This window comes from Delftia deserti, from assembly GCF_042653485.1.
GTDB lineage: Bacteria > Pseudomonadota > Gammaproteobacteria > Burkholderiales > Burkholderiaceae_C > Comamonas > Comamonas acidovorans.
The window spans coordinates 4,332,395-4,345,107 of the sequence record NZ_JBHSIH010000001.1 but is presented as its reverse complement, the minus strand read 5'-3'; the positions used below and the strand labels follow the sequence as shown (position 1 = coordinate 4,345,107).

12 protein-coding genes are annotated in these 12,713 nt (G+C 68.9%); 6 read left to right on the top strand and 6 right to left on the bottom strand.

Annotated features, from left to right (window positions below):
- Positions 1 to 100: 100 nt before the first annotated feature.
- From ACFPFG_RS20875 to ACFPFG_RS20860, 4 genes are all read right to left on the bottom strand, one after another.
- A complete protein-coding gene (locus ACFPFG_RS20875; protein WP_380108096.1) occupies positions 101 to 1,216 on the bottom strand; it encodes a serine endopeptidase in 1,116 nt (371 codons plus the stop codon).
- Between the two features lie 67 nt (positions 1,217 to 1,283).
- Positions 1,284 to 2,102: a DUF2145 domain-containing protein gene (locus tag ACFPFG_RS20870; protein WP_380110312.1), complete on the bottom strand. Its 819-nt coding sequence runs from the start codon at positions 2,100 to 2,102 to the stop codon at positions 1,284 to 1,286.
- A gap of 8 nt (positions 2,103 to 2,110) precedes the next feature.
- Positions 2,111 to 2,581, bottom strand: coding sequence for a hypothetical protein (locus ACFPFG_RS20865; protein WP_013800299.1), 471 nt, complete (start codon positions 2,579 to 2,581; stop codon positions 2,111 to 2,113).
- A gap of 38 nt (positions 2,582 to 2,619) precedes the next feature.
- Positions 2,620 to 3,093 (bottom strand): YiaA/YiaB family inner membrane protein, encoded by a 474-nt coding sequence (locus tag ACFPFG_RS20860; RefSeq protein WP_380108094.1) that lies wholly within the window; start codon positions 3,091 to 3,093, stop codon positions 2,620 to 2,622.
- A gap of 310 nt (positions 3,094 to 3,403) precedes the next feature.
- Between ACFPFG_RS20860 and ACFPFG_RS20855 the strand changes: the two genes are divergently transcribed.
- Positions 3,404 to 4,588 (top strand): saccharopine dehydrogenase family protein, encoded by a 1,185-nt coding sequence (locus ACFPFG_RS20855; RefSeq protein ID WP_380108092.1) that lies wholly within the window; start codon positions 3,404 to 3,406, stop codon positions 4,586 to 4,588.
- Here the strand turns inward: ACFPFG_RS20855 and ACFPFG_RS20850 are convergent.
- Complete coding sequence (locus tag ACFPFG_RS20850; RefSeq protein ID WP_380108090.1) at positions 4,585 to 6,549, bottom strand: MFS transporter; 1,965 nt, start codon at positions 6,547 to 6,549, stop codon at positions 4,585 to 4,587. The two genes, ACFPFG_RS20855 and ACFPFG_RS20850, sit on opposite strands and share 4 nt — an antisense overlap.
- 11 nt (positions 6,550 to 6,560) lie before the next feature.
- Positions 6,561 to 7,385, bottom strand: coding sequence for a hypothetical protein (locus tag ACFPFG_RS20845; RefSeq protein WP_380108088.1), 825 nt, complete (start codon positions 7,383 to 7,385; stop codon positions 6,561 to 6,563).
- Positions 7,386 to 7,499: 114 nt separating this feature from the next.
- Here ACFPFG_RS20845 and ACFPFG_RS20840 point away from each other — a divergent pair, with 114 nt between their 5' ends.
- The 5 genes from ACFPFG_RS20840 (at position 7,500) to ACFPFG_RS20820 (ending at position 12,700) form a co-directional block, all read left to right on the top strand.
- A complete protein-coding gene (locus tag ACFPFG_RS20840) occupies positions 7,500 to 8,240 on the top strand; it encodes a helix-turn-helix domain-containing protein (RefSeq protein WP_012202467.1) in 741 nt (246 codons plus the stop codon).
- Positions 8,241 to 8,422: 182 nt separating this feature from the next.
- A complete protein-coding gene (locus tag ACFPFG_RS20835; protein WP_312377035.1) occupies positions 8,423 to 8,812 on the top strand; it encodes a YXWGXW repeat-containing protein in 390 nt (129 codons plus the stop codon).
- A 162-nt stretch (positions 8,813 to 8,974) separates the two neighbouring features.
- Positions 8,975 to 9,985 (top strand): Bug family tripartite tricarboxylate transporter substrate binding protein, encoded by a 1,011-nt coding sequence (locus ACFPFG_RS20830; protein WP_380108086.1) that lies wholly within the window; start codon positions 8,975 to 8,977, stop codon positions 9,983 to 9,985.
- Between the two features lie 65 nt (positions 9,986 to 10,050).
- Positions 10,051 to 11,532, top strand: coding sequence for a SidA/IucD/PvdA family monooxygenase (locus ACFPFG_RS20825; RefSeq protein ID WP_197954638.1), 1,482 nt, complete (start codon positions 10,051 to 10,053; stop codon positions 11,530 to 11,532).
- A 7-nt stretch (positions 11,533 to 11,539) separates the two neighbouring features.
- Complete coding sequence (locus ACFPFG_RS20820) at positions 11,540 to 12,700, top strand: CMD domain-containing protein (protein WP_380108083.1); 1,161 nt, start codon at positions 11,540 to 11,542, stop codon at positions 12,698 to 12,700.
- Positions 12,701 to 12,713: the final 13 nt, after the last annotated feature.

Sequence of the window (12,713 nt, the reverse complement as noted above, 5' to 3'; positions counted from 1 at the left end):
CAACCCCGCGCAGCTTCAAGGGTCTTGCCGGCCCCGGCCGACACCGCCACGGCCGCCGCCAGGGCCGCTTCAGGCGGGGGTCAGGCGGGCTCAGCCAGACTCAACCCGGTGCCGGCCCGGCCTCCTGCACGGGAGGCACGGCAGACGTGGAAGGCAGCACGGCTCCCGGCTTCCTGCGGTTGCCATCGGCCTGCGTGCCGCAGCTGTGGCAAAAGTGCACAAAGGCGCTCTTGCGGGTATTGCAACTGCCGCAGCGGTCGAACAGGCCTATGCCGCAGTGGGGGCAGAAATCGATGGCGCCGTCCTTCAGGTCCACGGGGCGCTCGCAGCCCGGGCATACGCCCTTGGCCAGGCGGGCCAGGGCCACGTCGTAGCCCAGTTCCTGGCGCCGCTGCGTCTCGGGCAGTGACTCCTGCTGCTTTTGCCGCTCCAGGTAGCGGTTCAGGCCCAGAATGGCCGCGCGCCCCAACAGCACCGTCACCACGATGCCGACCACATAGCGCACGTAGCCGCCGTAGTCGGGCAGGTAGGGCACGAGTTCGACGAAAAAGGCGAACAGCGCAAAGAAGATGAAGCCCCAGACAAAGGGCCACCAGGTGCTCTTGCGTTGTTTGGCGAACAGCCAGCCGGCCACCAGCAGCAGGGGCAGGGTCAGCGCCAGGCGGTAGAGGAAGACGCGCAGCTCGATGGCGCGCATCTCCTTGCGCCAGGCCTCCATGGCACCGTCGCGCAGGCCGTCCCACTGGCGGTTGGCCGCGTCCAGGCGCTGGCGTGCCTGCAGGCTGGCGTCCTGCAGCCGCTCCACGGAGGCGCGTGCGGTGTTCTCTTCCTGCTTGATGGCATCCAGCGCCTGGGTGCGCGACAGCAGCTCGCTGTCCTGCTCGGGCCGGGCCGTGGCGCGGCGCGTGGCCACCCAGTTGTCGAAGATCTCGCGCGCCGAGCGGTAGCGCGACTGCGCGGCCTGGTATTTGAGGCGTGCGTTCTGCAGCGCCGTCTCCGCCTTGTCGTGATCGGCATCGGCGGCCTTGATCTCGGCCTTGACGGGCTCGGCCGCGGCGGGCGCGATGAAGTCCTCCACCGTGCGCGGCGACTCGACCTGGGGCAGGTCCCCCACCACCAGGCCGCCCAGGCCGATGAGGAACGAGGCGAACACCACCGCCACCAGCCACAGGCCTCGGCGGAACCATTTCTCGGGCAGACGCAAGGCCTTGCTCATGGGGAAACTCCTGTTTCAGTGGCCTGCGGCCAAGGAAGACCGCAGGCGGAGGAAAAGCCGGTCCGGCTCAGGGCAGCACGCGTACCGGACCCGCCAGCTGGCTGCGCTGCAGCCACTGCGTCACCGATTCCACGGTCACGGTCTCTATGCGGCTGGCATAGCGCTTGTCGTTGGGATGGTCGTCGAAGGCGATGTTGGCAGCCGTCACGCGCCCGCCCAGCCGCGACAGCGCGCGAATCACCAGCACACCAGGCTCGTAGCCCTTGAACTGCAGCCAGGCCTGGGCCTGCTCGCGCCGCTGCACCGTGGCCGGCTCCATGGCGGCGGCCAGGGTTTCGGTGGCCCACTGGTTGGACTGCTGGTAGCGCTGGCCCCAGGCATAGCTGACCATGCTGTAGGGCTCGTGCTGCAGGCGCAGCACGGTCTGGGGCTGGGTCAGGAAGGTCCACAGCGCCTGCTGCACGGCGGGCGTGGGCACCTGAACACCGGCCTCGTAGCGCCACAGGTCGTCCAGGAAGAACTCGCCCAGGCCCTGGCGGTAGACATGGCCGCCGGCCGTGCCGCATTCGTTGAGCTTGTGCGCCACGCGCCAGGGGCCTTCGGGGGTCCTGTAGGCCCAGCCGTAGTGCGAGTAGTGCAGGTCGTACTTGCCCAGGTCCTGGCCCACGCGCGCCAGCAGCACGACGCGGGTGCCGTTCTTCGCATATTCGGCGTCCAGCGCCTGGGATGTGCGCTGGGCCAGGTCCAGCCCCTTTTGCAGGGACTGGGGCGTGAGGGGCTTGTCCTCGCAGCTGCGCCCTGCATGGGCCGTGCCCAGCACGGCGGCCAGCAGCAGCACCAGGCAGGCGGCACGGGCCACAGGGGAAGGAGAAAGAGGCGGTTTCATGGCAGACATCACAGGCGTTCGTTGTGCAGCAGGGCCTTGCCCATCTCGTTGGGAATGAAGGCCAGCACCTTGCCGGCCGCCGAGATGACAACGCCTGCGCCGATCACGCTGCAGGTCAGCACCGTGCCCACGGCATAGGCCGAAGCGGAGGCGCCCCGCCCCACCACTTCCACGCTGGCCTGGGCGCCGTCGGAGGCACGCTCCAGCAGATAGACCGTGCCCGTGGCCGAGGCCTGCACCGCCTTCACGGTCAGCACCGCGCCGCCCACCGACAGCGCGGCCGGCAAGGCCACCACGGCGCCAGCGGCCGTCGAAGCCACCGAAGCCGTGCCCACCACGGAGGCCACGGGCAGCATGGACAGCGCCACCGAGGCCTCGCTTTGCGCATGGGCAGGCGCCATGGCCAGGGCTGCGCACAGCGCGCCAGCGGCCAGCAGGGCACGCGGCAGGCGCGCGAAAACGGATTGGTTGACCATCATTGCTTGGACTCCTGGAAATGCGGGGGAAGGGGTGGACATCACTCGGCATCGGCCGGTTGCGCGGCCTCGCGGCGGCCCTGCATGCGGGCCTGCGCCAGGTCGGCCTCGTGGCGGTCGCGCAGCATCTTGGCCAGCGTGAAGGCGGTGGTGATGAGGTAGAGCCAGCTCACGCCCAGGAAGGCCTTGTAGGTCACGTTGATGTCCATGCTCACCAGCCCCCAGCCGGTCAGCGCCATGGACACGGCAAAGCCGCCCCAGACCACCAGCTTCCACATGGGCGTGTCGCCTGCGCTGCGGCTGCCGCCCTCGTTGTCCCGCACGAACTTGGCCAGCACGAAGGCGGCCGAGAGGCAGAACACATAGCCCATCACCATGAAGGCCTGCTCCAGCTGCTCGCCGGGCAGCCAGGCCAGGCCGATGGCGCACAGCGAGACCGCAATGCCGAACGACACCCACACCTGCAGTTGCCAGGCCCGGGTATCACGCTGAACGACGATGGGAGAAGAGGACATTTGCCGAGGTGCCCCTCAAGGGCGTTGGTTGAACACGGGACGCATGGTGCCCAGACGTAACTTGCGTGTCTGCATTCAACCGTAACAGTGGCCAGGCGCAGGCCATCGAGTATCTTAAAACGGTACTTTTCAAGTTTTTGACTGTTGTTTACTCCCCAAAAAGTTCCTGCATGCGACACCAGCACACAGGACATCGGGCACGGCACCTGGGCGACAGGAACCCTGCGGCGCGCCACAGACAATGCGCCCAACCCGGCTGCAGTGCAGCGGGCAATCGCACGTTCGCCACGCTGATTGATGGAGATCTCCCATGACCAAACCCTTCGACCTCGTCGTCCACGGCGCCACCGGCTTCACGGGCCGGCTGGTGGTGGAGTACCTTCTCAGGCGCTACCCCGCAGGCAGCGGCCTGCGCTGGGCCATGGGCGGGCGCAATGCCGCCAAGCTCGCGGCCGTGCGCGACGAGCTGGGCGCGCCCGCCGATACCCCGCTGGTGGTGACCGACACCGGCAATCCCGCAAGCCTGCAGGCGCTGATGGAGCAGACCCGCCTGGTGCTGACCACGGTCGGCCCCTATCAGCTCTACGGAAACGAACTCGTGGCCGCCTGCGCCAGCGCCGGGGTGGACTATGTGGACCTGTGCGGCGAGCCAGCGTGGATGCGCCAGATGATCGATGCCCACGAGGCCGCAGCCCGGGCCAGCGGCGCGCGCATCGTGTTCTCCTGCGGCTTCGATTCCATTCCCTTCGACCTGGGCGTGTTCATGCTGCAGCGAGAGATGCAGGCCCGCTTCGGCCAGCCCGCCCAGCGCGTGCGGGGCCGGGTGCGCAAGATGAAGGGCACGTTCTCGGGCGGCACGGCAGCCAGCCTCAAGGCCACCATGGCGGCGGCCGCCGCCCAGCCGGGCGTGCTGGAGCTGCTGCGCAATCCGTTCTCGCTCGCGCCGGGCTTCGAAGGCCCGCGCCAACCGTCCGGCAGCAAGCCCATGGTGGACGAGGTGCTGGGCCTGTGGGTGGCACCCTTCGTGATGGCGGCCATCAACACGCGCAACGTGCACCGCTCCAACTTTCTGCTGGGCCATGCCTATGGCGCCGACTTTGTCTACGACGAGATGATGGTCACAGGCGCGGGCGAAAAGGGCGAGGCCCTGGCCAACGCCGTGGCGGCCGACAAGTCGCTGGGCGCAGACGACGGCCCCAAGCCTGGCGAGGGGCCATCGCGCGAAGAGCGTGAATCGGGCTTCTACGACGTGCTCTTCATCGGCGCCGATGCAGCGGGAAACAGCCTGCGCGTGGGCGTCAAGGGCGACCGCGATCCGGGCTACGGCTCCACGTCCAAGATGATCACCGAGGCAGCCGTCTGCCTGCTGCAGGACGCCCCGGACACGCCCGGCGGCATCTGGACCACGGCGCCCGCCATGGGCAACGCGCTCATCGCCAGGCTCAAGGCCAATGCCGGCCTGAGCTTCACGGTAGAGGAACAGAACCCCTCTTAAGCCGCCAGCAGCCGCTGCACACGCTCGCGCAGCAGCGCGGGCTGCACCTCGGCCTGGGCCATGGGCTGGCCCACGTTCAGGCCCACACGGTTGAACAGGCCACGGCGGAAGGGCCGCACCATGGCGCCGCCCTGCTCGATACGGCTGAAGTACGAACCCCAGAGATTGGTCAGCGCCATGGGGACCACGGGCACCTGCAGGCCATCGGCCTGGGCGCGCTCGATGATCTTCATGATGCCGCCACGGAACTCCTGCAGCTGCCCGTCGCGCGTGATGCCGCCCTCGGGGAAGATGGCCAGCAGGTCGCCCTCGCGCAGCACCTGGGCGGCGCGCTCGAACGCAGCCTCGTAGGTGGCGGGATCTTCCTTCTGGGGCGCGACGGGGATGGCCTTGGCTAGGCGGAACAGCCAGCCCAGCACGGGCACGCGGAAGATGCGGTGGTCCATCAGAAAGTAGATGGGCCGGGGGCTGGCGGCCATGAGCAGCACGGCATCGACAAAGCTCACATGGTTGCAGGCCAGGATGGCCGCGCCGGTGGCCGGAATGTGCTCGTCGCCCTGCACCTTGAAGCGGTAGACGAAGCGCGAGGCCACCCAGGCCACGAAGCGCAGCAGGTACTCGGGCACCAGCAAAAAGATGTAGGCCGCCACCACGGCATTGGCAATGCCCGTGATCAGGAATACCTGGGGAATGCTGAAGCCCGCCGCCAGCAGCGCGCCGGCCAGCACGCTGGAGGCGATCATGAACAGCGCGTTGAGGATGTTGTTGGCCGCGATGATGCGCGCGCGGTGCGTGGGCTGGCTGCGCATCTGGATCAGCGCGTACATGGGCACGCTGTAGATGCCGGCCGACAGGGCCAGCATGCCCAGGTCGGCCATCACACGCCAGTGCGCGGGCTCGGCAAAGAAGGCACCCACGCCCATCAGCTCGGAGGCCGGCAGCGCGCGCGAGGCAAAGAACAGGTCCACGGCGAACACGCTCATGCCGATGGCGCCCAGCGGCACCAGGCCGATCTCCACATGGCGGCGGCTGAACACCTCGCACAGCAGCGAGCCCGTGCCGATACCCACAGAGAACACCACCAGCAGCAGCGAGGCCACATGCTCGTCACCATGCAGCACCTCCTTGGCAAAGCTGGGGAACTGGGCGAGGAACACGGCGCCGAAGAACCACATCCAGCTGATGCCCAGCAGCGAGCGGAACACGGCGGGCTGCTCGCGGGCCAGTTGCAGGTTGCGCCAGGTTTCGGTGAAGGGGTTCCAGTTGATGACCAGGTGCGGGTCGGTGGCCGGTGCATTGGGGATGAACTGCGCAAAGATCCGCCCGATCACCGCCAGCGCCAGGCAGGCCACGGCCACCTGCATATGGCCCACCTCGGGCACGGCCACCAGCAGGCCGCCTGCCACGTTGCCCAGCAGGATGGCCACGAAGGTGCCCATCTCCACCATGCCGTTGCCGCCCGTCAGCTCGCGCTCGCTGAGCACCTGGGGCAGGTAGGCGAATTTCACGGGGCCGAACAGCGTGGAGTGCAGGCCCATCAGGAAGACGCAGCCCAGCAGCAAAGGCACATTGGCCTGGATGAAGCCCCAGGCGGCCAGCGCCATGATGGCGATCTCCAGGTTCTTGACCAGGCGGAACATGCGCGTCTTGTCCCACTTGTCCGTCAGCTGGCCCGAGGTGGCCGAGAACAGCAGAAACGGCAGGATGAACAACGCCCCGATCACCAGCCCCGCCATGGCCGAAGGCAGCCAGGAGACGCTGAGCTGGTAGGTCACCATCACGGTGAGCGCGAACTTGAACAGGTTGTCGTTGGCCGCCCCCGAGAACTGGGTCCAGAAGAACGGCGCAAAGCGCCGCTGGCCCAGCAGGGCGAACTGGTTGGGGTGCTCGTGCGCGGCCGATGGCACGGCGCCGGCCGTTGCGGCGGGGGCAGACGGGCTGCCGGTCTCTTGCTGAAACATCTTGTCTTCCCTCAACGGTTGGTGGCGCTGCCATGGCCGCACGCATCGGCGCACATTGTGCCCGTACTGCCCATGCGCGCCGTTCCGGCCGCACGCAGCGCGGTGATCACGGGCAGGGCGGCGGCCGCCGCCACCACATGCTTGAGGCTGTGGCCGGACACCAGCCCGGCCGTGGCCTCGAAGACGGCCGCATCGCCCCACTCCAGCAGCTTGGCCGCGCCATACCAGGCGATCACCACGCCCAGGCGCAGCGCCAGCGCGCCATGGCGCGGCGCCACGCAGGCCAGGCCCAGCACCGCCAGCATGCCGCCGCCCTGCACCAGCGCCCAGGGCAGCAGGTTGCCGCCATGCAGCCAGACCAGCACCGAGGCCACGGCGGCGAGCAGCATGGCCACCGCGGCGCGCACGGCCACGCGGTCGGCAATGCGCGATTGCAGCGCCAGCCCCAGCATGCCGGCAAAGGCCATGGACATGCCCAGCCGGTCGCCGGCCAGGGTGGCATCGTGAGGTGCCCAGTGGTAGACGGACGAGCCTATGGCCGAACACGCCAGCCCCGTGAAGAACAGCGCGGCCAGCCAGCGCAGGGCCGGCGCCAGCGCCTGGCTACGCCGGTCCAGCAGCAGGCGCGCACCCGCCACGGCGGCCCAGGCAAAGCCCAGGTTGCTGAGCACATCCAGCGCATGGGGCAGCGCCCCCCAGGCACGCTGATCGGCAAACGCGTGAAAGTCCTGCGGCTGCGGCAAGGCGGGGCCAAGCCAGGCGGCCAGCAGCAGCAGGGCAGCGCCCCAGTACAGCGCGCGCAGGGCGGCGGCCGGTGAAATCGATACGGATGGCATGTGTTGCTCCTCGTGGAAAGTGGGGCGGAGTGTGGCGAGACACCGGCCCCTCCAGCATCGTTTTTCTGCACCCGCCGCGCAAACCAGCACCTCGGGTATCGATAATCGCTACCCATGAGCACCACTGCCGACCTCGTCATCGCCCTCAAGAAGGAACTCAAGGCCGCCCAGATGACCTATGCGGACCTGGCGCGCGCCCTGGGCATGGCCGAGTCCAGCGTCAAGCGCATGCTGGCCAAGGGCGACATGCCGCTGTCGCGCATCGATGCCATCTGCCGCGCGCTGAGCCTGGACTTCGCCGACCTGGCCCGCCGCGTGGCCGACAGCCAGCCGCTGCTGCAGGAGATGACGCCCGAGCAGGAGAACGCCGTGGTCGCCGACCGCAAGCTGCTGCTGATGGCCATCTGCGTGCTCAGCCAGTGGACGCTGGAGCAGATCGTGGCCACCTACCGCATGACCGAGGCCGAAGGCATCCGCTACCTGGCCCAGCTGGACCGCATCGGCATCATCGAGCTGCGCCCCGGCAACCGCTACCGGCTGCGCCTGGCCAAGACCTTCCGCTGGCGCGCGCGCGGGCCGGTGATGGAGTACTTCCGAGAGAACGCCGTGCTCGACTATTTCGGCGGCGGCTTCGACCAGCCGGGCGAAGGCATGCTGATGGTGCACGGCTCCATCGGCCGGCATCTGGCGCCCAGCTTCGTGGAACGCATACAGCGGCTGGCCCATGACTTTTCCCAGCAGCACCTGCAGGACCAGCGCCTGCCGCCGGGCCAGCGCGAGGGCTACACCCTGGTGCTGGCCATGCGCAGCTGGGAATTCACGGCGTTCACGGCGCTTCGAAGAGGCACTGTCTGACGGCGGCTGCAGGACGGCAGCCTGCGCTGCAGCGCCTGGCAACAAGGCTTCACCAAGGCGATACACAAGATTGCAAGACTTCGCGGCGCGGCAACCCGGGATTGACGATGGACCTGCACCATGCAGTCATGGATTTCTTTCACCAGGACTCCAGCCCGATGAACCAAGGACAAGGAGCCGCCATGATTTCCCTTCGCACACCGCTGATCGCCGCCACCCTGGCCCTGGCCGGATGGGCCGGCACCGCGCAGGCCCAGGCCAACGTGACCTATGCGGCGCCGGGCACCGCCATCTCGGTCCAGTTCGGCGCGCCGCCTCCCATGCGCTACGAGGCCGTTCCGGCACCGCGCCGCGGCTATGTCTGGGCACCCGGCTACTGGCGCCCGCAGGGCCACCGCCATGCCTGGGTGGCCGGCCACTGGGTCAAGGCGCGTCCCGGCTATGTGTACCGCCAGCCCGTGTGGTCGCAGCACGGTGGCCGCTGGGGCTACGCACCCGGCCGCTGGGACCGTGACCGCGACGGCGTGCCGGACCGCCATGACCGCCGCCCCAACAACCCCTACCGCCATTGATGGGCGCTTGCGCCCGGCATGAAGCCCGCCCCATCGGCGGGCTTTTTGCTGGCAGCGCCGGGCATGCCCACACTGGCTTCATACCAACATATGCATATAAAAGTGGCTCATTAAGTTCCCAGGAAAATATGGGAATTGATTCACCGGATACCCCTGCACACCATGCGCCCCTCGCTTTTCCGCTCCTGGATTCCCGCCGCCGCCGCCGCGGCCCTGGCCGTCTTCGGCTCCACCGCAGCGGTGGCAGCCGATTCGGCGGCTTCGTGGCCGCACCAGCCCGTGACCATGATCCTGGGCTTCCCGGCAGGCTCGGGCGTGGACGTGATCGCGCGCGGCGTGCAGGAGCCACTGTCCCAGCGCCTGGGCCAGCCCCTGATCATTGACTACAAGTCGGGAGCGGCCGGCAACATCGCCAGCGAGATCGTGGCGCGCGCCAAGCCGGACGGCTACACGCTGGCCTTCGGCACGGCCGCCACGCACGGCAGCAATGCCGCGCTGTACAAGAAGCTGCCCTTCGATGTGGAAACCGACTTCGTGCCGGTGGCGCCGCTGATCGATGTGTCCAACGTGCTGACCATCAATCCCAACGTGATCAACGTCAAGAACCTCAAGGAGTTCGTGGACGAGATCAAGGCCAACCCCGGCAAGTACAACTACGCCTCCACCGGCAACGGCGCAGGCACGCACATGGCCTTTGCCGAGTTCAATGCGCGCCTGGGCCTGAACATGGTCCACGTGCCCTACAAGGGTGGCCCCGAGGCCATCACCTCGGTGCTGCGCGGCGAGACCTGCTGCATCATGAACCAGGTCCAGACCGTGCTGCCTCACTACAAGAGCGGCAAGGTGCGCCTGCTGGGCGTGACCACGGCCAAGCCCGTGGAAGTCATCAGGGAAGTGCCCACCATCGCCTCCAGCGGCCTGGCCGGCACCAAGGGCTTCGACAGCTCGATCTGGTTCGGCATCTTCGCGCCCAAGGGCACGGACCCGGCCATCGTGGCCAAGCTCAGCCAGGCCGTGCGCGAGGTGCTGGAGCTGCCCGAGGTGCGTGCACGCTTCGAGTCCCAGGGCAATGCCATCCGCATCGAGACGCCCGAGCAGTTCAAGAAAACCGTGCACAGCGACCGCCTGAAGTGGGCACAGGTGGTCAAAGACGCGAAAATCAGCATCGATTGATGCCGTGCGCGCCCGCAGGCCCTGCCCCGCTGGCGCGCCTTTCCTCGTGAGTTCCTGGTGAGTCTATGTCCCTGACCGAACCGGCAGCCCCGGCCCCTGCGGGCCTGGCTGCCCTTGAAGAACGCCTGCGCGACGACCTCGTCGCCCTGGGCTGGCCTGCCAAGGCCTGGATCCCTCCCTCCACCCGCGACGGCCAGCCCGTGCACGATGTCCTGGTCATCGGCGCCGGCCAGGCCGGCCTGGCCCTGTCGGCCGCGCTGTCCCAGCTGGGCATCGCGGCCGTTTTGCTGGACAAGGCCCCGCTGGACTTCGAAGGCCCCTGGGCCACGACGGCGCGCATGGAAACCCTGCGCTCGCCCAAGGAGCTGACAGGCCCTGCGCTGGGCCTGCCCTCGCTGACCTTCCGCGCCTGGTTCATCGCCCAATGGGGCCGCGAAGCCTGGGCCGCGCTGGACAAGATCCCGCGCCTGCAGTGGATGGACTACCTGCGCTGGTACCGCCGCGTGATGCGCTGCGACGTGCGCAACGGCCACCAGGTCACGGCCATCCGCCCGCAGGCCGACGGCACGGTCGAGGTCGATGTGACGGCCGATGGCGCCTCGCGCACCTGGCTGGCACGCCGCGTGGTGCTGGCCACGGGCCGCGACGGCCTGGGCGGCCCGCAGATCCCCGCCTTCATGCAGGGCGTGGACCGCAGCCGCTGGGCGCACTCCTCCGACGTGCTCGACTACGGCCGCCTGGCCGGCCTGCATGTGGGCGTGGTGGGCGCGGGCTCGTCGGCCATGGACAGCGCGGCCACCGCGCTGGAGAACGGCGCCGCCAGCGTGGACCTGCTGGTGCGCCGCAGCGACCTGCCACGCATCAACAAATCCAAGGGCTCAGGCACGCCCGGCCTCACGCACGGCCAGTTCCTGCTGCCCGACGCCTGGAAATGGCGCATACGCCACTACATCAACGTGCAGCAGGTGCCACCTCCGCACGGCAGCACGCTGCGCGTCTCGCGCCATGCCAACGCCCACTTCAACCTGGGCTGCGCCGTGCAGAAGGTGGAGCAGGACGGAGACCGGCTGCGCGTGGACACGCCGCGCGGCGTGTTCGTGCTGGACTTCCTGATCGTCTCCACCGGCTTTGCCATCGACTGGCGCCAGCGCCCCGAGTTCGCCGACCTGGCGCCCCATGTGCGCATCTGGAGCGACCGCTTCGTGCCCGAGGCGGGTGCCGAGGACCAGGAGCTGTCGGACTCGCCCGACCTGGGCCCGCTGTTCGAGTTCCAGGAAAAGACGCCCGGCGCCCTGCCCGGCCTGGACCATGTGCACTGCTTTTGCTATCCGGCCGCGCTGTCGCACGGCACGGTGTCGGGCGATATCCCCGCCATCAGCGACGGCGCGCGCAAGCTGGCCCAGGGCCTGGCCTCGCTGTTCTACCGCGAGGACCTGGAACACCACTACGCCCAGCTGCAGTCCTATTCCGAGCCCGAGCTCGACGGCGGCGAATGGACGCCCGCCGACCCCGAAGCCCGCGTGCGGGCCCTGGCAGACAAGACCTGAGACACCCATGACCACCGCCAACGACACCATCGACCGCCTGGCCGGCCTGACCGACCAGTCCCCCGTTTTCGCCACGCGCCGCCAGCGCGACAAGGTGGCCATTGCCACCCAGGCCTGCGAGGACCTGCTGCTGGGCGACGGCCTGGCCGACAGCCTGTCCCGCGCCGAGCGCCTGGTGCTGGCCAGCGAGCAATGCCGCGTCAGCGGCGTGCAGGCCCTGGCCGACGAATACCGCCAGCGTGCCGAATCCCTGGGCGATGCCCTGACGCCCGCGCTGCGCACCGTGCTGGCCCAGCCCGGCGCCCAGACCGGCAACGCCCGCCTGGATGCGGCCCTGCACTTCGTGCGCACCCTGGCCCTGCACCCCGCCGAAAGCGACCGCGCCGCCCTGCTGGCCATGCCCGAGTCCGGCCTGTCCATCGACGACACCGTGCTGGTGGCCCAGCTGGTGGGCTTCATCGCCTACCAGTTGCGCCTGTTCGCGGGCGTGCAAGCCATGGACGCGCTGGGCGGCCAGGCCAGCGCACCGGCTGCCGAAGCCGCCTCCGCACCCTTCGTGCACCCCGCCAACCTGCCGCCACCGGGCGAGCCGCTGCGCCGCAACGGCTACACCAGCGAAACGCTGGACTGGACGTCATGGCTGCCCGTGCTCGACCCCGCCACGGCCACGGCCGAGCAGCAGGCCGTGCTGGACCTGAGCCACCCCAAGGCGCGCACGTCGGACTTCTACCTGCTGCTGGCCCGCCAGCCGCGCGTGCTGTCGGAGCGCTCGCAGGCCTTCAACGCCATCATGTATGCACCGGGCGGCCTGTCGCGCGCCGAGCGCGAGGTGGCGGCCACGGCCGTGTCGCGCTCCAACGGCTGCGTGTACTGCGCATCGGTCCACGCCCAGCGCTTCGAGCAATTGGCCAAGCGCAACGACGTGATGGCCCAGATGTTCGACGACCCCGACACGGCCGGCACCAATGCGCGCGAACGCGCCATCATCCAGTCCTCGCTGGCCCTGACGCGCGCGCCGGGCAGCTTTGGCGCCGCCCAGCTGCAGCCGCTGCGCGATGCCGGCCTCACGGACCAGGAAATCCTGGACATGCTGCATTCGGCCGCGCTGTTCGGCTGGGCGAACCGGTTGATGCTCAATCTCGGGAAGGAGAGGTACATCACCCCCTGAGGCGCTTACGCGC